Origin of the sequence: Hylemonella sp. W303a, from assembly GCF_046452315.1 — a bacterium.
In the GTDB taxonomy this organism is placed as follows: Bacteria; Pseudomonadota; Gammaproteobacteria; order Burkholderiales; family Burkholderiaceae_C; genus Hylemonella.
Map to the genome: position 1 here is coordinate 145,538 of NZ_JBKFDG010000005.1, position 24,529 is coordinate 170,066.

A 24,529-nucleotide genomic window follows, 5' to 3' on the forward strand; every position below is an offset into this window, starting at 1 on the left:
TCGCGGTCTTTTCTTTTTGGCGCAGCCTGCGAGTGGGCTGCGCGGCAGGCTCGACAGCAGCTTGACCGGCTAGGACGCGAAACCGTTCTGCCGCCAGGCTTCGAACACCGTCACTGCCACCGCGTTGCTGAGGTTCAGACTGCGTTGGCCGGCACGCATGGGTAGCTTGAGCTGCCGCTCGGTGGCGAATTGAGCCCGCACCTCGGGTGGGAGGCCGCTGGTCTCTGCGCCGAACACCAGCCAGTCACCCGGCAGGAAGGCCAGGTCATGGACCACGCGTGTGCCGCGCGTCGTGAGCGCATACATGCGCGCGGGGTCCGGCCGTTCGGCGGTCAAAAAGGCGTCCCAGTTGGCGTGGCGGCGTACTTCGGCGTACTCGTGGTAATCCAGTCCGGCGCGCTTGAGCAGGCGGTCTTCCATTGCGAAGCCCAGCGGCTCAATCAGATGCAGGGCGCAGCCGGTGTTGGCGGCCAGGCGGATGACATTGCCCGTGTTGGGCGGAATTTCGGGATGAACCAAGACGATGCGGAACATGACCCGGATTGTCGCTGGCGTCCCGTGGCAACGTTCACCCGCCTTCCAGGGGCGTGCGCGCCAGCACCAGGGCGCAAATTTCGGCTGCGCCAGCCTCGCGCAGCACTGCCGCCGCAGCGTTCAAGGTGGCGCCGGTGGTCATGACGTCGTCGATCAAAAGCAGGCGCCGGCCCTCAATCCGGTGGCGTTTACTGGGGGACACGGCGAAGGCGTCCTGCACGTTGAGCAGGCGCTCGTCGCGAGGCAAGCTGTGCTGGTCTGGGGTGTGGCGCAGGCGCTGCAGCCAGTCCGAGTGGGTCTTGCTGGGCGCCAGCCGACGCGCCAGGTGCAGGGCCTGATTGAAACCTCGCTCGCGCAGGCGAGTTGGGGTCAGCGGCAGCGGTAGCACGGCGTCCGCGTTGTCCAGCGCCTCTGCGGCACCGGGCGCGGCGCGCATCAGTTCGGCCAGTGCGGAGGCCCAGCCGGGTTCGGGGCTGAATTTGTAGCGCCCGACCAGATCGTTCCAGGGCCAGTCGTAGTCCACCGCAGCGTGGCAGCGGTCCAATTGGTCCAGCGGTGCCTTGCCGCCGGTCGGCTCGCCAAACCGAGGCCAGAGCAGACAGACCGCGCAGACGTCCATGCCTTCCGCCACCGGCAGGGCGCAGGCGCGGCACCGAGGCCTGGGCGACGCGAAGCGTCGCAGGCAGGTCGCGCACAGAGGTTGGGCAGGCCAGGCACGGCAGATGGCGCACTGGCTGGGCAGCCTTGGGCCTGAGGCGAGTCGGGACAGCAGGTCACGGAACATGGAGGGAGTTTGGCAGACGCGGCGACGCTTGCGACCCGATCTTTCTATACTCGCGCGCTGCCCATGAACGATACCCGCCCTCCGACGATCGATCCAGTCGCCGCATTGCGTTGGCGCCAGCGCCCCCACACCCTTGAGGATCGATTCGCATCCGCTTGGTTGCACGAGGAAGTGGCTCGGCGCATGGAGGATCGGCTGTCCTGGATAGTCCGCCAGCCACGAAACTGGCTGCACTGGGAGCCAGTGCGCGGCGGCTTATCCGTGCACCAGCAGCTGGTCCAGCGCTACCCTGGCGTTCCCGTTTCGATGCATGCGGCCATCCCCGAAGAAGCCGCCTGGGCGCGGCGCGCGGCGCGCGGCCCCTGGTGGCGGACTTGGGCAAACTGGTTGAAAGTGGCGGGGCCAACTGCTTGGTCGCCTGGGCAGAGCCCGACCGTGGATCTGCTCTGGGCCAACATGAGCCTGCACATGGCCGACGAGCCGCTGGCTTTGATGCGCGCGTGGCACGCGGCACTGAATGTCGATGGCGTGCTGATGTTCTCCTGTTTCGGGCCAGACACCCTGCGTGAATTGCGCGAGCTTTACGCCAGCCTCGGGTGGCAACCGCCGGCGCACGAGTACACCGACATGCACGATTGGGGGGATATGTTGGTCGCGACCGGGTTTGCCGAGCCGGTCATGGACATGGAACGCATCGAGTTGACCTTCGATTCCCCCAAGCGGCTTCTGCGCGAGTTGCGCGAATTGGGGCGCAATTTGCACCCGGGGCGTTTTCCCGGCTTGCGAGGCAGGGGGTGGCATCAGCGCCTCCTGACCCATCTTGGGCGGCTGGCCGACCCCGCCCAAGGGGGGCGGCTGCGGCTGACGTTCGAAATCATCTACGGTCACGCCCTCAAGCCCGAGCGCAGGCTGGCCATCACCCCCGAAACGCGGCTTTCCGTGGATGAGTTGCGCGGTCAACTACAGCGCCGCCGCAATTGAGCCGCGAGGGGGCTCGGCTACAATCCGCCGCTGCAGATTGCCACAGTCCGGGCTGCGGGCATTTTTTCGCTCACGCGCCGGCGCGGTTGCCGCTAAAGTCCGGGCAATCCGAGAATATTCAAGACCTTCAAGAAGTGAACATGATGAAGAGCATTGCAGACAAACTGGCTTCACTGTTGCTCGCGGCTGGCGCATCCGTGGGAGTCTGGGCCGCGACGGCCGGTTTCGCCGCCGTTCACGCGGCTGTCAATGATCTGCCTGGCGGTCCTGCCGTCAATCAGCTCAACCTGGGTCCCGCCGTGACCAAGATCGCCGCCGAGCAGCAATGGCTGCACTGGATGATGCTGATCATCTGCACGGTGATCTTCATCGGCGTTTTCGGCGTCATGTTCTATTCGATCTACAAGCATCGCAAGAGCAAGGGCGCGAAGTCGGCTGATTTCCATGAATCCGTGGGCGTTGAAATCGCTTGGACGGTCGTGCCTTTCATCATCGTGATCTTGATGGCCCTGCCCGCCACCAAGGCCGTGGTCGCTCAAAAAGACACCAGCAACGCAGACCTGACCATCAAAGTCACCGGCTACCAGTGGAAGTGGGGCTATGACTATCTCAAGGGTGAGGGTGAGGGCCTCGGTTTTGTGTCCACCCTCGACGTGAGCCACCGCCAGATGTCCGAGTCGGGCAACCCGCCGCCCACGGACAATTACCTGCTGAAGGTCGACAAACCCCTCATCGTTCCGGTCGACAAGAAGGTGCGCATCATCACCACGGCCAACGACGTCATTCACTCCTTCATGGTGCCTGCCTTCGGCATCAAGCAGGATGCGATTCCTGGCTTCGTTCGAGACACGTGGTTCCGCGCTGAAAAGACGGGCGATTTTTACGGTCAGTGCGCTGAGCTCTGCGGTAAGGAGCACGCCTACATGCCCATTCACGTGAAGGTGGTTTCCGCTGAGGACTACACCAAGTGGGTGGATGCCGAGAAAAAAGCGATGGCTGCCAAGGCCGATGACCCCAACAAGGTCTGGGTGCTGAATGACCTCGTCGCGCGCGGCGAGAAGGTTTACACCGCGAATTGCGCGGTCTGCCATCAGGCCAATGGCAAGGGCGCAGGCCCGTTCAAGCCGCTGGATGGCTCGCCGGTCGTGCTGGACGCCGACAAGAGCAAGCAGCTCACGATTTTGCTGAATGGCAAGGGCGCGATGCCAGCCTGGAGGCAGCTGAGCGACACGGAAATTGCCGCCGTCATGACCTACACCAAGAACTCCTGGTCGAACAAGACGGGTTTCCTGGTCCAGCCTTCCGACGTGAAGGCCGCGCGCTGAGCCGCGCCAGAACATAGAAAGAGTTGAAGAAGGAAGTCATCATGAGCGCCGTTCTCGACCATTCCCACCACGCCGGTCATGCCCATGACCATGACGATCACCACCATGCCCCGACGGGCTGGCGGCGCTGGGTCTTCGCGACCAACCACAAGGACATCGGTACGCTGTACCTGCTGTTCGCCTTCACGATGTTGATGATCGGCGGCGTGCTGGCCTTGCTGATTCGCGCCGAGTTGTTCCAGCCCGGGTTGCAGATCGTGAACCCCGAGTTGTTCAACCAGCTCACCACCATGCACGGCCTGATCATGGTGTTCGGTGCCATCATGCCGGCCTTCGTGGGCTTCGCGAACTGGATGATTCCGCTGCAGATTGGCGCCTCCGACATGGCCTTCGCGCGGATGAACAACTTCAGCTTCTGGCTGATGATCCCTGCGGCCATCATGCTGGTGGCGTCCTTCTTCATGCCGGGTGGCGCCCCCGCAGCTGGCTGGACACTCTACGCACCGCTGACCCTGCAGATGGGCCCTTCCATGGATGCCGGCATTTTCGCCATGCACATCCTGGGTGCCTCGTCCATCATGGGCTCGATCAACATCATCGTGACCATCCTGAACATGCGCGCGCCCGGCATGACGCTGATGAAGATGCCGCTGTTCTGCTGGACCTGGCTGATCACCGCCTATCTGCTGATCGCCGTGATGCCCGTGCTGGCTGGCGCGATCACCATGACGTTGACGGATCGCCATTTTGGCACCACCTTCTTCAACCCCGCCGGTGGCGGTGACCCGGTGATGTATCAGCACATCTTCTGGTTCTTCGGTCACCCCGAGGTCTACATCATGATCTTGCCGGCCTTCGGCATCGTCAGTGCCATCGTGCCGGCCTTCGCGCGCAAGAAACTGTTCGGCTACGCCTCGATGGTGTATGCGACCGCCTCGATCGCCATCCTGTCCTTCATCGTCTGGGCGCACCACATGTATGCCACCGGCATGCCGGTCACGGGTCAGCTCTTCTTCATGTACGCCACGATGCTGATCTCCGTGCCCACGGGCGTGAAGATCTTCAACTGGCTGGCGACGATGTGGCGCGGCTCCATGACCTTCGAAGCCCCGATGCTGTGGGCCGTGGGCTTCATCTTCGTGTTCACGATGGGCGGTTTCACCGGTCTGATTCTCTCGATGGCGCCCATCGACATCCAGCTGCAGGACACCTATTACGTGGTGGCCCACTTCCACTACGTGCTGGTGGCGGGCTCCTTGTTCGCCATGTTTGCGGGCGTCTACTATTGGCTGCCCAAGTGGACCGGCGTGATGTACAGCGAGTTCCGCGGCAAGCTGCACTTCTGGTGGTCGATGATTGCCTTCAACATCACCTTCTTCCCGATGCACTTCTTGGGCCTGGCGGGCATGCCGCGCCGTTACGCCGACTATCCGATGCAGTTCGCTGATTTCAACGCGATCGCCTCGGTGGGTGCCTTGGGCTTCGGTCTGGCGCAGGTCTACTTCTTCCTGTTTGTCGTGCTGCCCGCCATGCGCGGCAAGGGCGAAAAGGCAGTTCAGAAGCCCTGGGAGGCGGCCGAGGGCCTGGAGTGGGAAGTTCCTTCTCCCGCGCCTTTCCACACCTTTGAAACGCCGCCCAAACTCGACGCCACGGCGACGAAGATTGTCGGTTGAGCGTACCCACGCATCCCAAAGACGAAGCTGCCATGCCGACCACACCTGAACAGAAAAGAGCCAATGTGCGCCTAGGCCTGATCTTGGCCTCGGTGGCCTTGGTTTTCTTCTGTGGTTTCGTGGCTAAGTTCGTCTTCTTCGGGCACTGATCGGTCAGCGGAACAAGGCGATGAACCTACGGCGTGAAAACCTGCGCATGGTGGGCAAGCTCACGGTGATCGTGGCGGGCATGTTTGCCTTTGGCTATGCCTTGGTTCCGCTCTATCAGGCCATCTGTGAATTCACCGGCATCAACGTGCTCGCGATTGGCGAGCGTGGCTTGAGCCGCCCCCAAGTGGCCAGTAACACCCAGGTCGACACGAGCCGCACCATCACGGTTGAATTCGATGCGAACGCCCGCGGCCCGTGGCAGTTCAAGCCCGCTCAAAGTTCCATGCAGGTGCATCCGGGCGAGCTCGTCACGGTGATGTACGAGTTCCAAAACGTGCAGGATCGGCGCATGTCCGCCCAGGCCATCCCCAGTTATGCGCCTCGCCAAGCGGCAGCGCATTTCAACAAGCTGGAATGTTTCTGCTTCAATGAGTACACCCTGGCGCCTGGGGAGAAGAAGGAATGGCCGGTGGTCTTCGTGATCGACCCCAAGCTGTCTCGGGACGTCACCACGATCACCCTCTCATATACCTTCTTTGAAGTCGGCAGCAAGACCCCACCGGCGCCCACCGCAGCTCGCAAGGCCGAAGAAGGGCAGGGGGCCTCATGAGTGACCCCGTCATTCAAGAAGACCGTGGGGGACCGACGTCGTCCTTCTGGGCGACGGCCAAGGCTGTGGCCTGGTCTTTCCTCGGCATTCGCCGTGGTAAGGATTTCCAGGACGATATTGGACGTCTCAAGCCCTACCACTTGATCGCCGCAGGCATCATCGGTGTCTTCATCTTCATCGGCATCTTGATGCTGGCGGTGAAATTCGCAGTGTCTGCCTAGGCTACAGCGATCGCAAACTTTCAGATTCCAAAAGAAAACCCAAGCGAAGGATTGGAGTAATCATGAGTTCAACCACCGCACACGGCAGCGCCCCGTACTACTTTGTGCCGGGTCCGTCCCGCCATCCCGTGATGGCGTCCATTGGCCTGTTCTTCGTCATTTTGGGCGCTGGCCAATGGGTCAACGGACACGACTGGGGCAAGTGGTCCCTGGCCTTGGGACTGGTCTGGTGGTTGGTGGTGCTGTACCAGTGGTTCCGCGATGCCATCGCTGAGAGCGAGGGCGGTCAATACGGCCACAAGATCGACATTTCCTACCGCTGGAGCATGACTTGGTTCATCTTCTCGGAGGTCATGTTCTTTGGCGCCTTCTTCACCGCCCTCTGGTGGGCGCGAGTGCACTCCGTGCCTGCCCTGGGCAGCTTGGACAATGCCGTGCTCTGGCCTGATTTCAAGGCCGTCTGGCCCAGCGTGGCTCCGGGTGCCACGGCTTCCCCGGCCGGCATCATTGAGCCTTTCCAGACCATGGGCCCGTTCTGGCTGCCCACGATCAACACCGCGCTACTGCTGACTTCGGGCGTGACGCTGACCATTGCCCACCATGCGCTGCAGGCTGGCAATCGTTCCAAGACCATCGGCTTCATGTGGATCACCGTGCTGCTCGGTTTGGTGTTCCTGTTCGTGCAAGGGTATGAGTACTACCACTCCTACACCGACCTGAACCTCAAGCTCTCGTCCGGTGTGTATGGTTCCACCTTCTTCATGCTGACCGGCTTCCACGGCTTGCACGTGTTCGTGGGCATGCTGATGCTGCTCTTCATCACCCTGCGTCTGATGAAGGGCCATTTCACGCCTCAGCGCCACTTCGGCTTTGAAGGCGCAGCCTGGTACTGGCACTTCGTGGACGTGGTCTGGCTGGGCCTTTACATTCTGGTGTACTGGCTCTGATCTAGGCTGTAAGCACCCAAAGCCGCTGACGGCCGATCAGCGGCTTTTGTCTTTTGCGCGAGTCTGCCGAACGTTCTATTGACCGGCGTTGATGCCAGTCGGATGGATGTAGCCCAGTTTCCAGGCCAGCAGGATGCACAGAAAGATCAGGATGGAGAATCCCACGCGAAACCCCAAGGCCCGCGCCATGCGGGCTGTCTTGGGTTGCCCGTTGCGACCGTCCCTCAACATGAAGAACAGGGCCGAGCCCAGGCTGGCAAGGATGGCCAAAAAGGCCAGGGCGACGATGTATTTCATGTCGGGGATTATCGCGTGACCGCATTTCCTCCGATGCTGGGGCCCCGCTTCTGGTGGGTGACGGTGGCCGCGGTACTGGGCGTGGCCGTGACCGCGTCGTTGGGGCGCTGGCAGTTGAGCCGCGCTGCGCAAAAAGAGGCCTTGCAAGCGGCCATAGATGCCCGGGCCAGCGAACCGCTGATCAATGTCCAGCGTCCGGAAGCCGACGCCGTGACCGCGCGCGAGCCCTCCACGGCATTGTTGCATCGCAGGGTGCTGGTTCGCGGTGTTTGGCTCGCGGAGCACACGGTCTGGCTGGATAACCGCCAGATGCACGGTCGGCCAGGCTTCTTTGTGGTGACACCCTTGAGGCTCGAGGGCGGTGGTGTGCTTTGGGTGCAGCGGGGCTGGATGCCTCGCAACTTCGAGGACCGAACCCGTTTGCCCGAACTGCAGACTCCCATGGGCCAGGTGGAAGTGAGCGGCATCTTGTCGCCGCCACCGGCACGGCTTTACGAGTTGGGGGCCACCGAACGTGGTGCAATCCGGCAGAATTTGGATTTGGACGCTTTTCGCGCGGAAACTGGTTTGCCGCTGGCGTGGCTGACCCTTCAGCAAATCAATGCGGAGCCCGACCGTGCACTAGCCGATGGCTTGCTGCGCGACTGGCCAAAGCCCGACAGCGGCGTGGACCGGCACTATGGCTATGCGTTTCAGTGGTTCGGTCTCTGCTTCTTGATCATTCTTCTATATGGCTGGTTCCAAATCCTCTCACGCTTCTTCCCCCGGTTCCGATTCGGCAACCGCGGCAGCGTCGATGCCGCGCGCTGATCAGGGCCACGCCGATCATGACCAAGTGCTCGGTTTGACCGTCCACGGACTGCCTGAGCCGGGTTCCGCGCTGGCCGAGAGTGAGCAGGCGGCGCGCCGCACGCGCGTGGGCCGTTGGAAGATGCTCATGGTGTTGCTCGTGTGCGCCGCGCCGGTGGTGGCTTCCTATTTCACTTACTACGTGATCCGGCCGGAGGGGCGCCGCAACTTTGGTGAACTCATCCATCCTCAGCGCCCGCTGCCCTTGGCGCAAGCGGTGGATCTGGAGGGACGCTCTGTGTCGCTGGACAGCCTCAAGGGTCAATGGCTGCTGGTGAGCGTCGGTGGCGGTGCTTGCAACGAGGTTTGTCAGCAGAGGTTGTATTTCCAGCGCCAGTTGCGTGAGGGCATGGGGCGTGAGAAAGACCGCATGGATTGGGTCTGGCTGATCAACGATGCCCAGCCGGTGTCCGAGGTCTTGAGCGCTGGCTTGCAGCAGGCGACTGTGTTGCGCGTGGCGCCCGAGGTCCTGGCGTCATGGCTGACGCCAGTGGCCGGGCAGTCGCTTGAGGCCCCCCTCTACGTGGTGGATCCCATGGGCAACTGGATGATGCGCTTTCCCGCGCCGATGACGATGGACACCGCACCCAAGGCCAAGCGTGACCTGGAGCGGCTGTTGCGAGCGTCGTCCTCCTGGGACAAGGAAGGCCGGGAGCCAACGGGGCGGTAAGAGCATGAACGCGATGAACCACGATGCTTTTGCCCACACGGCTTTGTACGACTGGGCCCCGGTGCTTGAACTGATGGGCTTGGGTCTGCTGATCGCGGCCTTACCGCTGATTTGGATCTGGCGGCGGCACCGGCGCGAGGGAAAGTCCGGCCCCTTGCAGCGTTTGCAAGCCCTGACGCTGCTGACGCTGTTCCTGACCTTTGACCTCACCTTGTTTGGAGCCTTCACGCGCCTGTCTGATTCCGGCCTGGGCTGCCCCGATTGGCCGGGCTGCTACGGTGAAGCCAGCCCGCTCGGCGCGCGCGCGCAGATCAGCGCAGCCCAGGAAGTCATGCCCACGGGGCCGGTGACCCACGGCAAGGCCTGGGTCGAGATGATTCACCGCTACCTGGCGACCGGCGTTGGGGTCTTGATCCTGGTGCTGGCTGTGGCGACTTGGCGTGTGTATCTCCGCGGACGGCGCGGACAAGGTTCAGATGGAGAGACGGCCGCAGCGCCGGGGCCGTTGCATCCCGGATGGGCCACTTTGACCCTGGTCTGGGTGTGCGTGCAGGGGGCGTTCGGTGCGCTGACGGTCACGATGAAGCTTTTTCCCGCCATCGTGACCCTGCATCTGCTCGGAGCCTTGTTCTTGTTGGCCCTGCTGAGCTGGCAGGCGGTGCGGTACGCGCAGTGGCATGACGAGGGTGTTCTGCGTGCCAAGGCGGCTGCCATGCCGCGGAACGTGCGAATCTGGATGTTTCTCGGGCTGGTGGCGCTGGTCGTTCAGATTGCCCTTGGGGGATGGGTCAGCACCAACTATGCAGTTTTGGCTTGCACCGAGTTCCCCCTGTGTCAGGACAGACTATGGCCTGACATGAACTTCACGCAAGGCTTCGAGGTGTGGCGGGCGCTGGGTTTGACCGGGTCGGGCGAACACATCACCTTCGCAGCGTTGACAGCGATCCACTACACCCATCGCTTGGCCGCCTATGTGGTGATCGCCCTGCTGGCTTGGCTTGCTTGGCGGCTCTGGGTGTTGCCTGCCTGGCGCCGAACGGGGCAGGCACTGGCTGGATTGTTGGCGCTGCAGTTTTTGACTGGTCTGTCGAACGTGGTTCTGGGCTGGCCCCTGCTGGCGGCCCTGTTGCACACCGGCGGCGCCGCTGCCCTGCTGGTGCTGCTGGTCTGGAGCATGGCGTCGGCTTCCATGCCCTCCCTCCCCCGCATCCGCTCCAAGGAATCTGAATGAACACGTCCGTGGCGACGCCGAGTTCGCCCTCCATCTTTCGCCAGTTTTACGCCCTGACCAAACCCAGGGTCGTGCAACTCATCGTCTTTTGCGCTTTGATCGGCATGGTGCTGGCCGTGCCTGGGCTGCCGAATTGGGGTGAGCTACGCCTGATGATCTTGGCTTGCGTGGGCATTTGGTTGGTGGCCGGGGCCGCAGCCGCTTTCAATTGTCTGGTGGAACAAGGCATCGACGCCAAGATGAAACGCACGGCGTGGCGACCAACAGCCAAAGGTGAGCTCGCTGACTGGCAAACCCTGCTGTTCTCGGCGCTGTTGTGCTTGGTGGGTTCAGTTCTGCTTTATGTCTGGGTCAACCCGCTCACAATGTGGCTGACTTTCGCCACCTTCGTAGGCTATGCAGTGGTCTACACCGTGATTCTCAAGCCCCTGACGCCACAAAACATCGTGATTGGCGGCGCGTCAGGCGCCATGCCGCCGGTCTTGGGCTGGGCCGCGATGACCGGGGAGGTCGGACCCGAGGCGCTGATCCTTTTCCTGATCATCTTTCTCTGGACGCCACCGCACTTCTGGGCGCTGGCCTTGTACCGAGTGGAGGACTACCGCCAGTCCGGCTTGCCCATGCTGCCCGTGACACATGGCAATGAGTTCACGCGCCTGCAGATCCTCCTGTACACCCTGGTGCTGTTCGCAGCCTGTCTGATGCCTTTTGTGTTCGGGATGAGCTCATGGTTGTATCTGGCGGCAGCCTGCGTTCTGAGCCTGGGCTTTTTCCTTTATGCCTTCAAGCTGTGGCGCGACTACTCCGATGCCCTGGCGCGCAAGACCTTCCGCTTCTCGCTCATCCACCTGAGTGCACTCTTCGCCGCGCTGCTGCTCGACCATTACCTGTTGTGAGATTCACCATGAGAAAACTGCTGTGCGCGCTGGGCGCCGTTCTGATCCTTGGCGCCTGTTCTGAGGGGAAGCAGGCGCAATTCAATGCCATCGACATCACCGGCGCGGACTACGCCAAGGGTTTCGCCTTGACCGACCACAATGGTCAGCCGCGCACCCTGGCTGATTTCAAAGGCAAGGTCGTCGCCATGTTCTTCGGCTACACGCAATGCCCTGATGTCTGCCCCACGACGATGACGGAAATGGTCGCTGTCAAGCAGGCCTTGAGCACGGGTGGTGGGAACGCGGGCGATAAGCTGCAAGTGCTGTTCGTCACGGTGGACCCAGAGCGCGATACGCCCGCCATCATGAAGAATTACATGGCGGCCTTCGACCCGGCGTTCCTCGCGCTGTATGCCAGCAGTCCGGAACAACTGGCCGCGCTGGCCAAGGATTACAAGGTTTACTACAAGAAGGTCGAGGGCAAGGCGCCAGGAAGTTACACCATGGACCACTCGGCTGGCTTGTACCTCTATGACACACAAGGACGCCTGCGCCTTTATGCCCGCTATGGCAGCAGCGTGGAATCCTTGACTGCCGATATCCGCCAACTTCTGAAGTAAGAGCGACCCACCTCGCGGAGTTAGGCAGCGAGGGGCGCCGAAGATCGATTCGATGGAGCCCAACGCAGCGCATCGTGCATCGCCCAGATTCCATGGGGTGCCTGAAGACATTGGCGCGCACGAAAAAAAGCCCGAGCGCAGGCCCGGGCTTTTTCAAAGGATGGGCGGCAAGCGGCGCGGTTCGACTCAACGTCAATGGGGTGCAGCTTGGCGACCCGGGCTCAGGCGTACTCTGCCAGAGCCGTCTTCATTTTCTTCATCGCCGCCACCTCGATCTGGCGGATTCGCTCGGCGCTCACGCCGTACTCGGCTGCGAGCTCATGCAGCGTCATGCCACCCGAGGCGTCGTCATTGACCTTCAGCCAGCGCTCTTCAACGATGCGTCGACTGCGCGGGTCTAGAGCGTCCAGCGCCTTCGCAATGCCGTCGGTGGCAAGGCGGTCGCGCTGGCGGGCCTCGATCATCGAGGTCGGCTCATGGCCTGCGTCGGTCAAGTAAGCAATCGGGCCGAAGCTGTCCTCGCCGTCCTCGCCCGGACCGGGGTCGAGCATCACGTCGCCACCGGACAGACGGGTTTCCATCTCGATGACGTCCTCACGCTTGACATTCAACTCCCGCGCCATCTGGTCGATTTCGTGTTCGCTCAGGGTCTCGCGGTGCGTTGACGACTCCAACCCATCGTTCAGGGAGGAATCGGCCGCGCTAGCAGCCTTGTAGCCCTGCTTTTTCGAGCGCAGGTTGAAGAAAAGCTTGCGCTGCGCCTTGGTGGTCGCCACCTTGACCATGCGCCAGTTTTTCAGGATGTATTCGTGAATCTCGGCCTTGATCCAGTGCAGCGCGTAGCTCACCAGGCGCACGCCCTGATCCGGGTCAAAGCGCTTGACAGCCTTCATCAGGCCTACATTGCCTTCCTGTATCAGGTCGCCGTGCGGCAAGCCGTATCCCATGTACTGGCGAGCCGTGGCAACCACCAGGCGCAGATGCGACAGCACCAGCTTACTGGCGGCCTCCAAGTCATTGTTGTCGCGGAACTTGCGGGCGTACTCCTGCTCTTCCTCCGCCGTCAGCATGGGCATACGGTTCACCGCCGTGATGTAGGCCTCCAGATTACCCAAGGGAGGCACGAGGGCCCACGGGCTGGCAACAGCCAGCGCGGCGGCGGAGGGGGCCGAGGATGTGGATACAGCAGTCATGGCGGTCATTCCAGCACTCCTTTCAAGAGCGGTTCAGGAGATATTAGCACTCTCTTCGATTGAGTGCTAAGTTGGAAGTTCCGCCCCTAATCCTCGCAGGGTAGCCAGCTGCTGAGATGCATGAAAAAGGCAGCCTTTGGTTGTTTGACGCACAGTTTATGGTGGTATTACAAACCATTATCATTTGTGTACGTTATGATTTGGGCCTCAAGAGCCTGTGCAGTTCCTCTGGAATGGGATGTCATGATTGTCTGTGTTTGCCACCGCGTCTCCGACCACACGATTGCCCATGCGGCGCGATCAGGGGCCGAGTTTGACGACATCCAGCTGGAGCTGGGAGTGGCTACGCAATGCGGCAAATGCGAAGACTGTGCCCGCGCATTGTGGTCACAGTGCCGACCTGGCCACAAGTTGGCGCACCTGAGCCAGGCCTTGCAGATGCCCGGAGCACAACAGCCAGTGACTTGGATGGCTGCTCTCTAAGGCTCACTTGCTCTTCATGGGCCGCAAAAAGGGCCGCGTCAGCGGCCCTGGTTCTTCGGCGAGTCAAACGTGGGTTGCAACTCCCCTATGTCATTGGGGAGTGGATGCGTCAGGATGATTCGCCCATCTGCGTCTGCAGATAGTTGGGCAAGGTGACGTCGCTGATCAGGCGTTGCTGCGTTTCCAGCCAATCAATGGCTTCTTCGCAGTGCTCCAGCAAATCTTCGAGCAATTCGCGGCTCACGTAGTCCTCGCACTGTTCGGCCAAGGCGATGGCGGCCAACAACTGCGGGCGCTGGATTTCGGTTTCACACTTCAGATCGCTTTGCAGACATTCAACTGGATTTTCACCAATTTGTAGCTTGCCCAAGTCTTGCAAGTTGGGCAGGCCTTCCAGGAAGAGGATGCGTTCGATCAATTCGTCAGCTTCCTTCATCACCCGAATGGACTGCTTGTATTGGTAGTCGTTGAGCTTTTCCAGCCCCCAGTTGCGGAACATGCGCGCGTGCAGGAAATACTGGTTGATTGCGGTGAGCTCGTTCTTGAGCACCTTGTTCAGAACGTCGATGACTTTCTTGTTGCCTTGCATGGTTGGATCCTTCAAGTCGAGGCGGCGCCGCTGCTCGCGTCACCCATCTGGCTTTGCTGGTAATTGGCCAGGCCGATCATGTCGATCAGTCGAATTTGCTTTTCCAGCCAGTAAGCGTGATCCATCTCGGTATCGTCGAGCTGGACGACCAGCATTTCACGCGTCACGTAATCCTGGGCTTGCTCCGCGATGGCGATCGCCTTCTTCAAATCCGCGGTCACGCTGTATTCCACGGCCAGATCGGCTTTGAGCATCTCCGGCACATTGGCGCCAATTTTCAGCGCGTGGCGTTTGGAAAGATCGGGCGTGCCCTCCAGGAACAGGATGCGCTGGATCAGCGCGCGGGCGTGCTGGCGCTCGTGTTCTGATTCATGAAGAGCTTGGGTGGCCAAATGGTGCAAGCCCATGTCGGCATACATCTCGCCGTGCTGAAGGTACTGATCCACCGCAGTCAATTCGCCGGCGAGCAGCTCGTTGAGGGTGTTGATGATTTGTTGTTTGCCCTGCATGACAAGCCTCCGATGCGCAAATGGGATGCGCGATTCTCATGCGGTATGGCTTAAATGCAAAACCAAGGTCTTAGGAAATCGCATTCGGATTGAAAACCAGACTCAATTGATGCGATCCGAAGTCGTCAAATTCGGCGTGCACCGAACGCCCCAGTCGGGCGTGCCCGCTCAAGTTGCAGTTGTCCGGTCTCAGCCTGGCCAGCGGCCCCCGCTGCAGCGCTCGATGCCAGCGAGATCACGGCGCGATTGCACCTCTACCAAACCCGCGCGTGCAAGCAACTCGCGTACCGCCAGTGCTTGGTCCCAGCCATGCTCCAGCAAGAGCCATCCTCCCTCGCGGAGGTTGTCTGGCGCTTGTCGAATGATGGTGCGGATGGCATCCAAGCCATCGGGACCTGAAATCAGGGCCAGTCGCGGTTCGTGTCCCAGGGCAGCAAGGTGCGGGTCCCCCTCGGCGATGTAGGGCGGGTTGGACACAATGAGGTCATACCGTGCCGTGATGCCGGTCAGCCAAGCGCCCAGCATGAACTGCACCCGCAGGTCCAGGCGCTCGGCATTGGCCTGGGCCAAGGCCAGCGCATCGGGGCTGACGTCCAGGGCGTGGACGTCGCCGCTGCGCCCGGTCTGCACAAGGAATCGGGCCAGGGCCAGGGCCACGGCACCGCTGCCCGTGCCCAGATCCATGATCTGACGAGGACGGCCATCGCTGGGGTTGGTGTCAGGCAGGCATTCGAGGGCCCAATCGACCAGGGTTTCCGTGTCGGGCCGAGGGATCAGCACGCGTCCATCCACCTGAAGCGGCATGCCGTGAAATTCGATCTTGCCCGTCAAGTAAGGCAGCGGCGTGCCGGAAGCGCGCCGCCGTGCCAGTTCGATGTACCGCAACTCGGCCGTGGTGGCCAGCGCGTCCGTGTCATGCGCGATCAGCCAAGCGCGGTCCACCAGGGGCCTGTCGAGCGCGTGCAGGAGCAGCAGTTGCGCGTCACGCCGATCCAGGCCCAAGGAGGAACAAGCGGTGTTGATGGCTTGTTGTATCTGCATGACGCCTATTAGAACCCTGGGACGTAAAGTACCCGTGAATGTGGGGCAAATCGTCTGTACCCAGTTGGTACGCCCCGGGCACATCAGGTGGGCGTTGGTTCAGTGCTGAGCGACTTCGAGTTCAGCCAGCTGCTCGGCTTCGCGCGCATGCCGCAAAGCCATCACCACGTCATCCAGCGCACCTTCCATCACCAGGCTGAGCTTGTAGAGCGTCAAGTTGATGCGGTGGTCCGTCAGGCGGCCTTGGGGAAAGTTGTAGGTGCGGATGCGGTCGCTGCGGTCACCGCTGCCGATCAATCCACGGCGAGTTGCTGCATCCTTGGCGGCGCGCTCGCTGCGTTCCTTTTCCTGGATGCGCGCGGCAAGCACTTGCAGGGCCCTGGCCTTGTTGCGGTGCTGACTTCGATCGTCCTGGCATTCGGCGACGATGCCGGTGGGAAGGTGGGTGATGCGCACGGCCGAGTCGGTCTTGTTGATGTGCTGGCCGCCGGCCCCGCTGGCGCGAAAGGTGTCGATGCGCAGCTCGGCAGGATTGATCTGCACGGCTTCCTGCTCGTCGGGTTCGGGCAGCACAGCCACCGTGCAGGCGCTGGTGTGGATGCGACCCTGGGTCTCCGTGGCGGGCACACGCTGTACCCGGTGACCACCCGACTCAAAGCGCAGCTCGCCATAGACGCCGATGCCCGAAGGGGATTCGGCGTTGTTGCCATCGATGCGCAGCACGACTTCCTTGTAGCCACCCAGTTCGCTGGGCGACTCGCTCATGATTTCCGTCTTCCAGCCGCGCTGGTCGGCGTAGCGTGTGTACATGCGCAGCAGGTCGGCCGCGAACAGGGCTGACTCGTCCCCGCCCGTGCCCGCGCGGATTTCGAGAAAGGCATTGCGACCGTCATCCGGGTCCTTGGGCAGCAGCAGGCGTTGCAGCTCGTCTTCCAGCTGTGCCAGGTCGGCGGTGGCCGTGGTGATTTCCTCTTGCGCGATGTCCGCCATGTCCGGTTCGACCAGCATCTCGCGTGCGTTGACCAAATCCGTTTCGCGCTGCCGGTACTGGGCATAGCGTCCCGCGACAGCAGTCACCTCGTTGTGCTCACGCGACAGAGCGAGGAACTGCTTCATGTCGGCCATGATGTCCTCGCGGCTGAGCAAAAAATTCAATTCATCGAGGCGCTGGGCATACCGCTCCAGCTGCTGGCGCAGGAAGTCTTTCAATGGTTACCGCTCTTTGCGCAGGAAAATGCGTTGGATGGTTTGAGCCGCGCGCTCGCGTTCCGCGCTGTCGCCGGTGTTTAGCTCTGCCAGCGCGCCATGCAGCATTTTTTGCGTCAGGCCGCGCGCCAGCGCTTCAAGCACGGCGTCCGTGTTTTCGCCTTTGGCCATGAGCTTGCGCGCGCGGGCCAGTTCGGTGGCGCGCCAGTGCTCCGCCTGTGCGTTGAGCTGCTGGATGAGCGAGACCACGCCATTGGCGGGATCGCGCTGGTCCATCCAGTGCATGAAATTGCGCACACCGGTGTCGATGATGGCCTCCGCTTGCGCCACGGCGGCCTGGCGCTGGGCTTGTCCTGCTTGCACCACGGTCGCCAGATCGTCCACGGTGTAGAGGTAGACGTCGCTCAACTCGCCCACCTCCGGTTCAATGTCACGCGGCACCGCCAAATCCACCATGAACATGGGACGGTGCTTGCGCTGCTTGAGCGCCCGTTCAACCGCGCCCAGGCCGATCAGCGGCAGGGTGCTGGCGGTGCAGGAGATGACGGCGTCGAACTCGTGCAGCCGCGCCGGCAAGTCGGCCAGGCGCATGGCTTCGCCACCGAAGCGCGTGGCCAGGGCTTCGCCGCGCTCCAAGGTTCGGTTGGCGATGGCGATGGACAAGGGGTTCTTGGCTGCGAAGTGAGTCGCTGCGAGTTCGATCATCTCGCCCGCGCCGACGAACAGGATGCGGATCTGCCTCAGATCCTCGAAAAGATTGCCTGCCAGCCGCACGGCGGCTGCCGCCATGCTGATGCTGTGCGCGCCAATTTCGGTCGAACTGCGCACCTCCTTGGCCACGGCGAAGCTGCGCTGGAAGAGCTGGTTCAGAGTTTGACCCAGAGCGCCGGCCTCTTCCGCGGCACGTACCGCGTCCTTCATCTGGCCCAGAATCTGGGCTTCACCCAGCACCATCGAGTCCAAGCCGCTGGCCACGCGAAAAGCGTGGCGCGCTGCTTCGTCCCCCTGCAGCATGTAGGTGTGACTGCGCAGCTCGTCCGGGGAAATGCCGCCGCTGTGCGCCAGCCACTGCAAGGTGGGCGTGATGTCGGCCTCCTCGCTGGCGCAATAAATCTCAGTCCGGTTGCAGGTGGACAGGATGGCTGCTTCCGCGAGTCGGCCCTGTGGCGCGGTACGCAAAGCCTCGCGCAGATTGTCCAGGGTTGGGGGCAGTTGCTCGGGGGCAAAAGCAAAGCGACCGCGCAGATCCAGCGGCGCGGTCGTGTGGTTGATGCCGAGAGCCCAGACGGCCATGGAACGGTTCTTGTGTGAATGCGAGTCGCGAGAGGCCTGAATTATAAAATTTGCGGCAGCTTCCGACCGCTGTCCACCATGAACCCCTCTGATTCATCCTCTCTCCTACTCTGGCATGGGCTCAATTTCGCCGCGCCAGCGGCTGCATTGGCCTTGTTGCTGCCGCTGCTGGGGCGCCTGCTGTTGGGACGCCGCGCGGCCCTGCTGCCTTGGTGGGGGCAGATGCTGGCCCAGTGGCTGCTGGGCTTGACCGTGCTGGCGGCGTGTTTCTGGCAGTTCGGGCACGACGGCCAGATGGCCTCGTATGCGGCCTTGGTCGTGGGCGCGGGCACCTTGCAATGGGTGCTGTTGCGTGGCTGGCGCACCGCCTGAATTTCATTCGATCACCCAACCTGGTGTAACTCATGCACTACATGCTGTTGATCCTGGAGCCCATCGGGCAACGAGAGGCCCGAAGCGAGGCCGAAGGCCGCTTGCTTTACGAGCGCATGCAGCATTACGCAACCGAGTTGCAAGCCCGCGGCCTGCTGCGCGGCGCGGAGTCCCTGGCTTCTCAGCGAACGGCCACCCGCGTCGGTCGTGTTTCCGGGAATGGCACGGTCCAGGTCTTGGACGGACCCTTTGCCGAAGCCAAGGAAATGGTGGGCGGCTATTTCCTGCTCGACTGCGCGAACCGCGAACAAGCGGTGGACATCGCCCGGGCTTGTCCGGCAGCCGAGTGGGCGACCATCGAAGTGCGCGAATTCGGCCCCTGTTTTCTTTGACAGTGGGGAGGCCTTTTTTTTAGGGGCTGTGTCGATCTGCGGGGCGCTCCTTCGTCGTGGGATCAGGGCCGATGTCCGGCCCGTTTCCAGGAGTCGCTTCATGATCGTCAAATCGCTGCTGGTCATTGCCGCCGTGCTCGCGCTGGCCGTGGCCGCTGTGTTGTTTTACGCCTCGCGCCAACCCGACAGTTTCCAGGTCCAGCGCAGTCTACGCATCCAGGTGGGGGCCGATCGGATTCATCCGCTGATCAACGACCTGCGCCAGTTCAATGTCTGGAACCCCTATATGAAGAAGGATCCCGGCATGATCACCCGTTATCGAGGTCCGGCTGCCGGCCCCGGCGCGGGGCTCGATTTCGAGGGAGATGCCCGCACCGTGGGACGCGGCAGCATCGTGATCCTCGAGTCCAGCGCACCTCACCGGGTGGTGATGTCCCTGGACATGCACGAACCCTTCGAGGCGCACAATCGCGTGACCTTCACGCTCCAGGCCCGGGGTGAGGGCGTCACCGAGGTGATCTGGGCCATGGAGGGCGTGGGCCCGCTGCCGCTGATGGCCAAGGTCATGCATGTCTTCATCGACATGGACCGGATGGTGGGCGCCGATTTCGAGACCGGGCTGGCTGATCTGAAGACGCTGGCCGAACGTTCCTGAATCCGGCGCATGTTTTTTGCACCCGCTGTCGATTTCGTTCCGCGTCTTTCGTCGTTGGAATGAACCGTCAAGAAAGGAGCTTCCCATGCGTTTCATGATCATCGTCAAGGCCACCGCCGATTCCGAGGCGGGTCGTTTTCCCGACAATCCCGAACCCGTCTTCGCCGCCATGGCGGCCTACCACGAGGAACTGGCCCAGGCCGGTGTGCTGCTCGACGGGTCCGGTCTACAGCCCAGCAGCAAGGGCTGGCGAGTTCACTACGGCGCCGACGGCAAGCGGACCGTGGTCGATGGCCCCTTCACCGAGAGCAAGGAACTGATCGCGGGCTACACGCTGATCCAAACCCGCAGCCGCGAGGAGGCGCTGGAATGGACCCGCCGCTTCCCCAACCCGATCAACGAGGGCGTGCCCTGCCATGTCGAGGTGCGCCAGCTCTTCGAGATGGAAGACTTCGACGGCCTGTTGTCCGAGACCACGGCCGAGCGGTTCCGCAAGATCGACATGTGACGAAAATCACCAGGAGCACCACCATGAGCCGCAAGATATTTGTCAATCTGCCGATCGAAGACATGGCCCGCTCCCAGGCCTTCTTCCGAGCCCTGGGGTTCGACTTCAACCCGCAATTCACCAACGAGCAGGGCGCCTGCATGGTGGTGTCCGAGGACATCTTCGTGATGTTGCTGGTCAAGCCCTTCTTCCAAAGCTTCCTGCGTGGCACCACCATCGCCGATGCCCGTCAGAGCACCGAGGTGTTGGTGGCCTTGTCCTGCGAGAGCCGGGCCGAAGTGGACGAACTGGTGCGCAAGGCCCTGGCCCACGGTGGCCGCAGCGCGCGCGATCCGGAAGACCATGGCTTCATGTACGCGCATGCCTTCTGCGACCCGGATGGCCACATCTGGGAGCCGGTATGGATGGACCCTGCGGCGGTGGACGGTCCACCCAACTGAAGCACGGATGCATTCGGCCACCCATCAGGCGATCGCCGCGGTCTGGCGCATCGAGTCGGCCCGAATCGTCGCCGTGGTCGCGCGTCTGGTGCGTGACCTCGGGGTGGCCGAGGAACTGGCTCAGGACGCCTTGGTCGCCGCGCTGGAGCATTGGCCGCGCGAGGGCATCCCGGACAAGCCGGGTGCTTGGCTGACCACGACGGCCAAGCGCCGGGCGCTCGACCATCTGCGCCACGGCAAGATGCGCGATGACAAGCTGCAGCAGCTGGGGGCCGACCTGGAGGCCCAGGAGGCCCTGGTCGTGCCCGACTTCGTGGATGCCTTGGACGCCGCGCGGCAGGACGACATCGGCGACGACTTGCTGCGCTTGATCTTCACGGCCTGCCATCCGGTTCTGTCGGCTGAGGCTCGGGTCGCGCTCACGCTGCGGCTGCTGGGCGGATTGACGACGCACGAGATCGCCCGGGCCTTCCTCGCAACCGAACCCACCATTGCCCAGCGCATCGTGCGCGCCAAGCGAACCTTGGCGGATGCCCGGGTGCCCTACGAAGTGCCGCGTGGCGCCGAGCTGGCGCCCCGGCTGGCCTCGGTGCTGGAGGTGATCTACCTCGTGTTCAACGAGGGCTACACCGCCACCGCGGGCGAAGATTGGATGCGGCCCGCGTTGACGCAAGAGGCCTTGCGGCTGGCCCGCATGCTGGCCGAGCTGGTGCCGCGCGAGCCGGAAGCACAGGGGCTGGCCGCGCTGCTGGAACTGCAGTCGTCCAGGCTCGCGGCACGCACTGATCGCGAGGGGCGCCCCATTCTTTTGCAGGACCAGGACCGAGCGCGTTGGGACCACCTGCTGATACGACGTGGCCTGGCGGCCTTGGCCCGTGCGGAGGCCTTGAATGAAGGTGCCGCCTGGCCCGGCCCCTATGTCTTGCAGGCGGCCATCGCGGCCTGTCATGCGCGCGCGGCCACGCCGCAAGCCACCGATTGGGTGCGCATCGCGGAGCTGTACGCCTTGCTCGCCCAGGTGCGGCCGTCACCTGTCGTGGAACTCAACCGCGCGGTGGCCGTGGGCATGGCCCAAGGACCGCAGGCGGGGCTGGACATCGTCGATGCCTTGTTGGATGCGCCCGCCTTGCGCCACTACCAGTGGTTGCCCAGCGTGCGCGCCGACCTGCTGATGAAGCTGGGGCGGTACGCCGAGGCGCGTGCCGAACTGATGCGGGCCGTGGCCCTGACGGGCAACGCACGCGAACGAGAGCTGCTGCTGGAACGCGTGGCGGCCCTGCCGACCGAGGCGCAGTGACGGTCTAAGTGTCGTGTGCCGTGCGTGAGTGGTTCAGGCTGCGCCAGCGACCGCAGCCAGCCGCTCAGCTCGGTTTGAACAGATCAACCCGGTCCGTGATGATGCCGTCCATGCCCAGGGCCAGCAAACGTTGCACCTGGGCTTCGTCGTTCACCGTGTAGCACAGGGCGCGAAGTCCAGCCTGCCGCAACTGATCCATGTAGGACGCGTCGGCCAGCTTGTGGTTGCAGACCACGGCCGCGCAGCCCAGGGCCTGGGCGGTGGCGAGCCAGCCGTCCCACAGCGTGTCGATCAGCAGACCGCGCGGCAGTTCGGGGCGCGCGGCCTTGGCGGCGGCGAGTGCTTCGGGACGGAAGGAGGTCAGGAAAGGCGGCACCTTCTGACCTTGCCACAAGCGCGCCGCATGTTCGGCCACGACCCGGCCAGTTTCTTCCTCGGTGTCGGGAGTGGGCTTGATCTCGATGTTCAGGAAGAACTGATTGGTCAGACAGTAGCTGGCGATGGCCTCGAAGCTGGGCAAGGGCTCGCCTGCGTAGGCCGGGCTGTGCCAGCGGCCGGCATCCAGGCGCGACAGCGCGCTCCAAGGGTGTTCGCCGCCCACCATGCTCACGCTGTCGCCCGATCGCCCGTCAGCGCTTGCGCGCAGCTTGATCGGCCCGTCGGTCGTGCGCTCGAGGGTCGCGTCGTGCATCAGGAAGGGCACGCCGTCGGCCGAAAGCTTCACGTCGCACTCGAACATGCGGTAGCCGTGCGACGCGCCGAGGCGGAAGGCGGCCAGGGTGTTCTCAGGCGCCAGCTTGCCGGCGCCTCGGTGGGCGATCCAGCGCGGGTAGGGCCAGGCTTGGGTGTTGCCGGAGGAGGTGGACATGGCGTTGTCGTGCGTGAGTCCGTGATCGATCAGAGGCGCTTGCCGCTGGTAGCGTCGAACTGGTGGACGTGCTCGGGCGCGAAGGTCAGGTGCACGGTCGCGCCGTTGGTGTACGGCGTGGGTGTGACCTGGCTTTCGTCGACGCGCACGATGACCTGTTCCTCGCCCACGCGGGTGTAGAGCAGGCGTTCCGCGCCGAGCAATTCCTGGGTTTCGAGCCGCGCCGACCAACCTTCACCACCGCTGGCGATGCGCAGATGTTCGGGGCGCACGCCGAGGATGGTGCCGACCTTCACGCCCGGTGCGCTCTTCAACAGGTTCATGGGCGGCGAGCCGATGAAGCTGGCGACGAAGGTCGAGGCCGGGCGATGGTAGACCTCTTGGGGCGTGCCGAACTGTTCCATCACGCCCGCGTTCATCACGATCATGCGTTGGGCGAGCGTCATGGCCTCGACCTGGTCGTGCGTCACGAAGAGGCTGGTGATGCCCAGCTCGCGGTGTAGCTTTTGGATCTCCAGGCGGGTCTGGGCGCGCAGCTTGGCGTCCAGGTTGGACAGCGGCTCGTCGAACAGGAAGACCTGGGGTTGGCGCACGATGGCGCGCCCCATGGCCACGCGCTGGCGCTGGCCGCCCGAAAGCTGGCGGGGTTTGCGGTCCAGCAGATGGCCCAGTTCCAGAATGGCCGCGGCCTTGTCCACGCGGACCTTGATCTCGTCCTTGGGCACTTTAGCGATCTTCAGGCCGTAGGCCATGTTGTCGTACACGCTCATGTGCGGGTAAAGCGCGTAGTTCTGGAACACCATGGCGATGTCGCGTTCGGCGGGCTCCAGATTGTTCACGACACGTTCGCCGATGGAAATGGTGCCATCGGAAATTTCTTCCAGGCCCGCGACCATGCGCAGCAGCGTGGACTTGCCGCAGCCCGAGGGGCCGACGATCACGATGAATTCACCGTCGGTGATCTCGGCGTTGACGCCGTGGATGACCTGGTTGCCCTTCTGGCCCTTCACGGTCGAGGGGTAGCGTTTGACGAGGTTGCGCAGCGAGATGGCCGCCATGTTCATTTCTCCGTATCCACAAGGCCCTTGACGAACCATTTCTGCATCAATATGACCACCAGCACCGGCGGCAGCATCGCCAGGATGGCCGTGGCCATGACCACGTTCCAGTCATTGGCCGCGTCGCCGCCCGCGAGCATGCGCTTGATGCCGATGACCACCGGGTACATGTCTTCCTTGGTCGTGACCAGCAGCGGCCAGAGGTACTGGTTCCAGCCGTAGATGAACTGGATCACGAACAGGGCCGCGATGCTGGTGGCCGACAGCGGCACCAGCACGTCCTTGAAGAAGCGCATGGGCCCGGCGCCGTCCATGCGCGCGGCTTCCACCAATTCATCAGGCACGGTCAGGAAGAACTGCCGGAACAGGAAGGTCGCGGTCGCCGAGGCGATCAGCGGAACCGTGAGACCCGCGTAGCCGTTGAGCAAGTTCAGGTCGGCCACCACTTGGTAGGTCGGACCGATGCGCACTTCCACCGGCAACATCAGCGTGATGAAGATGGCCCAGAAGCAGGCCATCTTGAAGGGAAAGCGGAAGTACACGATGGCGAAGGCCGACAGCAGAGAGATCGCGATCTTGCCGATGGTGATGATGAGGGCGCTCATCAGGCTGACCCACATCATGCGGCCTACGGCCGCTTGCGAGCCGCCACCGGCGCCTTCGCCCAGCAGAGCGGCCTTGTAGCTGGCCCAGAAGTTGTCGCCCGGCAGGATGGGCATGGGCGCCTGCACGATCTCTTGCGAGGTGTGGGTGGAGGCCACGAAGGCCAGGTAGACCGGAAAGACGATCAAGACGACGCCCAGGCACAAGACCACGTGCGCCAGGATGCCCAGGGTGAGACGGCGTTCAACCATG

At 62.9% G+C, this 24,529-nt stretch carries 31 protein-coding genes; 19 read left to right on the plus strand and 12 right to left on the minus strand.

What is annotated here, in order from left to right:
- Nucleotides 1-69: 69 nt before the first annotated feature.
- Together trmL and ACLBKS_RS11175 are read right to left on the minus strand one after the other, a co-directional pair.
- A complete protein-coding gene (gene trmL / locus ACLBKS_RS11170) occupies nucleotides 70-534 on the minus strand; it encodes a tRNA (uridine(34)/cytosine(34)/5-carboxymethylaminomethyluridine(34)-2'-O)-methyltransferase TrmL (RefSeq protein ID WP_410192879.1) in 465 nt (154 codons plus the stop codon).
- Between the two features lie 34 nt (nucleotides 535-568).
- Nucleotides 569-1,318 carry a phosphoribosyltransferase family protein gene (locus tag ACLBKS_RS11175; RefSeq protein WP_410192880.1) on the minus strand — a complete coding sequence of 250 codons (750 nt, stop codon included), beginning with the start codon at nucleotides 1,316-1,318 and terminating at the stop codon, nucleotides 569-571.
- Between the two features lie 63 nt (nucleotides 1,319-1,381).
- Here ACLBKS_RS11175 and ACLBKS_RS11180 point away from each other — a divergent pair, with 63 nt between their 5' ends.
- The 7 genes from ACLBKS_RS11180 to ACLBKS_RS11210 all read left to right on the plus strand — a co-directional run bounded on the left by ACLBKS_RS11180 (nucleotide 1,382) and on the right by ACLBKS_RS11210 (nucleotide 7,225).
- Nucleotides 1,382-2,299, plus strand: coding sequence for a class I SAM-dependent methyltransferase (locus tag ACLBKS_RS11180; protein ID WP_410192881.1), 918 nt, complete (start codon nucleotides 1,382-1,384; stop codon nucleotides 2,297-2,299).
- Nucleotides 2,300-2,442: 143 nt separating this feature from the next.
- Nucleotides 2,443-3,624, plus strand: a complete 1,182-nt coding sequence (gene coxB / locus ACLBKS_RS11185; RefSeq protein WP_410192882.1) for a cytochrome c oxidase subunit II — start codon at nucleotides 2,443-2,445, stop codon at nucleotides 3,622-3,624.
- A gap of 41 nt (nucleotides 3,625-3,665) precedes the next feature.
- A complete protein-coding gene (gene ctaD / locus ACLBKS_RS11190) occupies nucleotides 3,666-5,297 on the plus strand; it encodes a cytochrome c oxidase subunit I (protein ID WP_410192883.1) in 1,632 nt (543 codons plus the stop codon).
- A 32-nt stretch (nucleotides 5,298-5,329) separates the two neighbouring features.
- The gene (locus ACLBKS_RS11195) at nucleotides 5,330-5,446 is read left to right on the plus strand and encodes a cytochrome oxidase small assembly protein (RefSeq protein ID WP_410192884.1); all 117 of its coding nucleotides are present in this window, start codon (nucleotides 5,330-5,332) and stop codon (nucleotides 5,444-5,446) included.
- A gap of 20 nt (nucleotides 5,447-5,466) precedes the next feature.
- Nucleotides 5,467-6,057, plus strand: a complete 591-nt coding sequence (locus tag ACLBKS_RS11200; protein WP_410192885.1) for a cytochrome c oxidase assembly protein — start codon at nucleotides 5,467-5,469, stop codon at nucleotides 6,055-6,057.
- Complete coding sequence (locus ACLBKS_RS11205) at nucleotides 6,054-6,278, plus strand: DUF2970 domain-containing protein (RefSeq protein ID WP_410192886.1); 225 nt, start codon at nucleotides 6,054-6,056, stop codon at nucleotides 6,276-6,278. The genes ACLBKS_RS11200 and ACLBKS_RS11205 overlap by 4 nt, the downstream gene beginning before the upstream one ends.
- A gap of 62 nt (nucleotides 6,279-6,340) precedes the next feature.
- Entirely contained in the window at nucleotides 6,341-7,225 is an 885-nt protein-coding gene (locus tag ACLBKS_RS11210; protein ID WP_410192887.1) for a cytochrome c oxidase subunit 3, read from the plus strand.
- Between the two features lie 75 nt (nucleotides 7,226-7,300).
- On the opposite strand, the gene ACLBKS_RS11215 is transcribed toward ACLBKS_RS11210, so the two are convergent.
- Nucleotides 7,301-7,522, minus strand: coding sequence for a twin transmembrane helix small protein (locus tag ACLBKS_RS11215; RefSeq protein ID WP_410192888.1), 222 nt, complete (start codon nucleotides 7,520-7,522; stop codon nucleotides 7,301-7,303).
- A gap of 33 nt (nucleotides 7,523-7,555) precedes the next feature.
- On the opposite strand from ACLBKS_RS11215, the gene ACLBKS_RS11220 reads away from it, so the two are divergent.
- The 5 genes from ACLBKS_RS11220 to ACLBKS_RS11240 are packed head-to-tail and all read left to right on the plus strand — an operon-like array spanning nucleotide 7,556 to nucleotide 11,770.
- Complete coding sequence (locus ACLBKS_RS11220) at nucleotides 7,556-8,332, plus strand: SURF1 family protein (protein WP_410193043.1); 777 nt, start codon at nucleotides 7,556-7,558, stop codon at nucleotides 8,330-8,332.
- The gene (locus ACLBKS_RS11225) at nucleotides 8,253-9,041 is read left to right on the plus strand and encodes an SCO family protein (RefSeq protein ID WP_410192889.1); all 789 of its coding nucleotides are present in this window, start codon (nucleotides 8,253-8,255) and stop codon (nucleotides 9,039-9,041) included. The genes ACLBKS_RS11220 and ACLBKS_RS11225 overlap by 80 nt, the downstream gene beginning before the upstream one ends.
- Before the next feature lie 13 nt (nucleotides 9,042-9,054).
- Entirely contained in the window at nucleotides 9,055-10,272 is a 1,218-nt protein-coding gene (locus ACLBKS_RS11230) for a COX15/CtaA family protein (protein ID WP_410192890.1), read from the plus strand.
- Nucleotides 10,269-11,168 carry a heme o synthase gene (gene cyoE, locus ACLBKS_RS11235; RefSeq protein WP_410192891.1) on the plus strand — a complete coding sequence of 300 codons (900 nt, stop codon included), beginning with the start codon at nucleotides 10,269-10,271 and terminating at the stop codon, nucleotides 11,166-11,168. The genes ACLBKS_RS11230 and cyoE overlap by 4 nt, the downstream gene beginning before the upstream one ends.
- 8 nt (nucleotides 11,169-11,176) lie before the next feature.
- On the plus strand, nucleotides 11,177-11,770 hold the full coding sequence (locus ACLBKS_RS11240) for an SCO family protein (RefSeq protein WP_410192892.1): 594 nt from the start codon (nucleotides 11,177-11,179) through the stop codon (nucleotides 11,768-11,770).
- Between the two features lie 221 nt (nucleotides 11,771-11,991).
- Here ACLBKS_RS11240 and rpoH read toward each other — a convergent pair whose 3' ends face one another.
- Nucleotides 11,992-12,972, minus strand: coding sequence for an RNA polymerase sigma factor RpoH (rpoH, locus tag ACLBKS_RS11245; RefSeq protein ID WP_410192893.1), 981 nt, complete (start codon nucleotides 12,970-12,972; stop codon nucleotides 11,992-11,994).
- Nucleotides 12,973-13,206: 234 nt separating this feature from the next.
- On the opposite strand from rpoH, the gene ACLBKS_RS11250 reads away from it, so the two are divergent.
- The gene (locus ACLBKS_RS11250; protein ID WP_410193044.1) at nucleotides 13,207-13,446 is read left to right on the plus strand and encodes a bacterioferritin-associated ferredoxin; all 240 of its coding nucleotides are present in this window, start codon (nucleotides 13,207-13,209) and stop codon (nucleotides 13,444-13,446) included.
- Between the two features lie 109 nt (nucleotides 13,447-13,555).
- Here the strand turns inward: ACLBKS_RS11250 and bfr (ACLBKS_RS11255) are convergent, their stop codons facing one another.
- From bfr (ACLBKS_RS11255) to hemA, 5 genes are all read right to left on the minus strand, one after another.
- Nucleotides 13,556-14,035: a bacterioferritin gene (bfr, locus tag ACLBKS_RS11255; RefSeq protein ID WP_410192894.1), complete on the minus strand. Its 480-nt coding sequence runs from the start codon at nucleotides 14,033-14,035 to the stop codon at nucleotides 13,556-13,558.
- Nucleotides 14,036-14,046: 11 nt separating this feature from the next.
- Nucleotides 14,047-14,544 (minus strand): bacterioferritin, encoded by a 498-nt coding sequence (gene bfr / locus ACLBKS_RS11260; RefSeq protein ID WP_410192895.1) that lies wholly within the window; start codon nucleotides 14,542-14,544, stop codon nucleotides 14,047-14,049.
- A 189-nt stretch (nucleotides 14,545-14,733) separates the two neighbouring features.
- Nucleotides 14,734-15,585 carry a peptide chain release factor N(5)-glutamine methyltransferase gene (gene prmC, locus ACLBKS_RS11265; protein ID WP_410192896.1) on the minus strand — a complete coding sequence of 284 codons (852 nt, stop codon included), beginning with the start codon at nucleotides 15,583-15,585 and terminating at the stop codon, nucleotides 14,734-14,736.
- Between the two features lie 99 nt (nucleotides 15,586-15,684).
- Nucleotides 15,685-16,794, minus strand: coding sequence for a peptide chain release factor 1 (prfA, locus tag ACLBKS_RS11270; RefSeq protein ID WP_410192897.1), 1,110 nt, complete (start codon nucleotides 16,792-16,794; stop codon nucleotides 15,685-15,687).
- 3 nt (nucleotides 16,795-16,797) lie between these two features.
- A complete protein-coding gene (gene hemA / locus ACLBKS_RS11275) occupies nucleotides 16,798-18,084 on the minus strand; it encodes a glutamyl-tRNA reductase (protein ID WP_410192898.1) in 1,287 nt (428 codons plus the stop codon).
- Nucleotides 18,085-18,162: 78 nt separating this feature from the next.
- Here hemA and ACLBKS_RS11280 point away from each other — a divergent pair, with 78 nt between their 5' ends.
- The 6 genes from ACLBKS_RS11280 to ACLBKS_RS11305 all read left to right on the plus strand — a co-directional run bounded on the left by ACLBKS_RS11280 (nucleotide 18,163) and on the right by ACLBKS_RS11305 (nucleotide 21,748).
- Nucleotides 18,163-18,456 carry a hypothetical protein gene (locus tag ACLBKS_RS11280; protein ID WP_410192899.1) on the plus strand — a complete coding sequence of 98 codons (294 nt, stop codon included), beginning with the start codon at nucleotides 18,163-18,165 and terminating at the stop codon, nucleotides 18,454-18,456.
- Nucleotides 18,457-18,488: 32 nt separating this feature from the next.
- Nucleotides 18,489-18,848, plus strand: coding sequence for a YciI family protein (locus tag ACLBKS_RS11285; RefSeq protein WP_410192900.1), 360 nt, complete (start codon nucleotides 18,489-18,491; stop codon nucleotides 18,846-18,848).
- Nucleotides 18,849-18,948: 100 nt separating this feature from the next.
- A complete protein-coding gene (locus ACLBKS_RS11290; protein WP_410192901.1) occupies nucleotides 18,949-19,503 on the plus strand; it encodes an SRPBCC family protein in 555 nt (184 codons plus the stop codon).
- A gap of 85 nt (nucleotides 19,504-19,588) precedes the next feature.
- Nucleotides 19,589-20,011: a YciI family protein gene (locus ACLBKS_RS11295; protein ID WP_410192902.1), complete on the plus strand. Its 423-nt coding sequence runs from the start codon at nucleotides 19,589-19,591 to the stop codon at nucleotides 20,009-20,011.
- A 23-nt stretch (nucleotides 20,012-20,034) separates the two neighbouring features.
- Nucleotides 20,035-20,451, plus strand: a complete 417-nt coding sequence (locus ACLBKS_RS11300) for a VOC family protein (RefSeq protein ID WP_410192903.1) — start codon at nucleotides 20,035-20,037, stop codon at nucleotides 20,449-20,451.
- 7 nt (nucleotides 20,452-20,458) lie between these two features.
- On the plus strand, nucleotides 20,459-21,748 hold the full coding sequence (locus ACLBKS_RS11305) for an RNA polymerase sigma factor (RefSeq protein ID WP_410192904.1): 1,290 nt from the start codon (nucleotides 20,459-20,461) through the stop codon (nucleotides 21,746-21,748).
- A gap of 64 nt (nucleotides 21,749-21,812) precedes the next feature.
- On the opposite strand, the gene ugpQ is transcribed toward ACLBKS_RS11305, so the two are convergent.
- From ugpQ to ugpE, 3 genes are read right to left on the minus strand one after another with little or no spacing between them, the layout of a single operon-like run.
- Nucleotides 21,813-22,616: a glycerophosphodiester phosphodiesterase gene (gene ugpQ / locus ACLBKS_RS11310; protein ID WP_410192905.1), complete on the minus strand. Its 804-nt coding sequence runs from the start codon at nucleotides 22,614-22,616 to the stop codon at nucleotides 21,813-21,815.
- Nucleotides 22,617-22,645: 29 nt separating this feature from the next.
- The gene (locus ACLBKS_RS11315) at nucleotides 22,646-23,674 is read right to left on the minus strand and encodes a sn-glycerol-3-phosphate import ATP-binding protein UgpC (RefSeq protein WP_410192906.1); all 1,029 of its coding nucleotides are present in this window, start codon (nucleotides 23,672-23,674) and stop codon (nucleotides 22,646-22,648) included.
- 2 nt (nucleotides 23,675-23,676) lie between these two features.
- Complete coding sequence (gene ugpE, locus ACLBKS_RS11320) at nucleotides 23,677-24,528, minus strand: sn-glycerol-3-phosphate ABC transporter permease UgpE (RefSeq protein WP_410192907.1); 852 nt, start codon at nucleotides 24,526-24,528, stop codon at nucleotides 23,677-23,679.
- Nucleotide 24,529 lies beyond the last annotated feature (1 nt).

What these genes read in the sequence shown, in the direction of transcription:
- trmL (WP_410192879.1), bottom strand. Translation starts at nt 534, where the DNA reads ATGTTCCGCATCGTCTTGGTTCATCCCGAAATTCCGCCCAACACGGGC.
- ACLBKS_RS11175 (WP_410192880.1), bottom strand. Translation starts at nt 1,318, where the DNA reads ATGTTCCGTGACCTGCTGTCCCGACTCGCCTCAGGCCCAAGGCTGCCC.
- ACLBKS_RS11180 (WP_410192881.1), top strand. Translation starts at nt 1,382, where the DNA reads ATGAACGATACCCGCCCTCCGACGATCGATCCAGTCGCCGCATTGCGT.
- coxB (WP_410192882.1), top strand. Translation starts at nt 2,443, where the DNA reads ATGAAGAGCATTGCAGACAAACTGGCTTCACTGTTGCTCGCGGCTGGC.
- ctaD (WP_410192883.1), top strand. Translation starts at nt 3,666, where the DNA reads ATGAGCGCCGTTCTCGACCATTCCCACCACGCCGGTCATGCCCATGAC.
- ACLBKS_RS11195 (WP_410192884.1), top strand. Translation starts at nt 5,330, where the DNA reads ATGCCGACCACACCTGAACAGAAAAGAGCCAATGTGCGCCTAGGCCTG.
- ACLBKS_RS11200 (WP_410192885.1), top strand. Translation starts at nt 5,467, where the DNA reads ATGAACCTACGGCGTGAAAACCTGCGCATGGTGGGCAAGCTCACGGTG.
- ACLBKS_RS11205 (WP_410192886.1), top strand. Translation starts at nt 6,054, where the DNA reads ATGAGTGACCCCGTCATTCAAGAAGACCGTGGGGGACCGACGTCGTCC.
- ACLBKS_RS11210 (WP_410192887.1), top strand. Translation starts at nt 6,341, where the DNA reads ATGAGTTCAACCACCGCACACGGCAGCGCCCCGTACTACTTTGTGCCG.
- ACLBKS_RS11215 (WP_410192888.1), bottom strand. Translation starts at nt 7,522, where the DNA reads ATGAAATACATCGTCGCCCTGGCCTTTTTGGCCATCCTTGCCAGCCTG.
- ACLBKS_RS11220 (WP_410193043.1), top strand. Translation starts at nt 7,556, where the DNA reads ATGCTGGGGCCCCGCTTCTGGTGGGTGACGGTGGCCGCGGTACTGGGC.
- ACLBKS_RS11225 (WP_410192889.1), top strand. Translation starts at nt 8,253, where the DNA reads ATGGCTGGTTCCAAATCCTCTCACGCTTCTTCCCCCGGTTCCGATTCG.
- ACLBKS_RS11230 (WP_410192890.1), top strand. Translation starts at nt 9,055, where the DNA reads ATGAACCACGATGCTTTTGCCCACACGGCTTTGTACGACTGGGCCCCG.
- cyoE (WP_410192891.1), top strand. Translation starts at nt 10,269, where the DNA reads ATGAACACGTCCGTGGCGACGCCGAGTTCGCCCTCCATCTTTCGCCAG.
- ACLBKS_RS11240 (WP_410192892.1), top strand. Translation starts at nt 11,177, where the DNA reads ATGAGAAAACTGCTGTGCGCGCTGGGCGCCGTTCTGATCCTTGGCGCC.
- rpoH (WP_410192893.1), bottom strand. Translation starts at nt 12,972, where the DNA reads ATGACCGCCATGACTGCTGTATCCACATCCTCGGCCCCCTCCGCCGCC.
- ACLBKS_RS11250 (WP_410193044.1), top strand. Translation starts at nt 13,207, where the DNA reads ATGATTGTCTGTGTTTGCCACCGCGTCTCCGACCACACGATTGCCCAT.
- bfr (WP_410192894.1), bottom strand. Translation starts at nt 14,035, where the DNA reads ATGCAAGGCAACAAGAAAGTCATCGACGTTCTGAACAAGGTGCTCAAG.
- bfr (WP_410192895.1), bottom strand. Translation starts at nt 14,544, where the DNA reads ATGCAGGGCAAACAACAAATCATCAACACCCTCAACGAGCTGCTCGCC.
- prmC (WP_410192896.1), bottom strand. Translation starts at nt 15,585, where the DNA reads ATGCAGATACAACAAGCCATCAACACCGCTTGTTCCTCCTTGGGCCTG.
- hemA (WP_410192898.1), bottom strand. Translation starts at nt 18,084, where the DNA reads ATGGCCGTCTGGGCTCTCGGCATCAACCACACGACCGCGCCGCTGGAT.
- ACLBKS_RS11280 (WP_410192899.1), top strand. Translation starts at nt 18,163, where the DNA reads ATGAACCCCTCTGATTCATCCTCTCTCCTACTCTGGCATGGGCTCAAT.
- ACLBKS_RS11285 (WP_410192900.1), top strand. Translation starts at nt 18,489, where the DNA reads ATGCACTACATGCTGTTGATCCTGGAGCCCATCGGGCAACGAGAGGCC.
- ACLBKS_RS11290 (WP_410192901.1), top strand. Translation starts at nt 18,949, where the DNA reads ATGATCGTCAAATCGCTGCTGGTCATTGCCGCCGTGCTCGCGCTGGCC.
- ACLBKS_RS11295 (WP_410192902.1), top strand. Translation starts at nt 19,589, where the DNA reads ATGCGTTTCATGATCATCGTCAAGGCCACCGCCGATTCCGAGGCGGGT.
- ACLBKS_RS11300 (WP_410192903.1), top strand. Translation starts at nt 20,035, where the DNA reads ATGAGCCGCAAGATATTTGTCAATCTGCCGATCGAAGACATGGCCCGC.
- ACLBKS_RS11305 (WP_410192904.1), top strand. Translation starts at nt 20,459, where the DNA reads ATGCATTCGGCCACCCATCAGGCGATCGCCGCGGTCTGGCGCATCGAG.
- ugpQ (WP_410192905.1), bottom strand. Translation starts at nt 22,616, where the DNA reads ATGTCCACCTCCTCCGGCAACACCCAAGCCTGGCCCTACCCGCGCTGG.
- ACLBKS_RS11315 (WP_410192906.1), bottom strand. Translation starts at nt 23,674, where the DNA reads ATGGCGGCCATCTCGCTGCGCAACCTCGTCAAACGCTACCCCTCGACC.
- ugpE (WP_410192907.1), bottom strand. Translation starts at nt 24,528, where the DNA reads ATGGTTGAACGCCGTCTCACCCTGGGCATCCTGGCGCACGTGGTCTTG.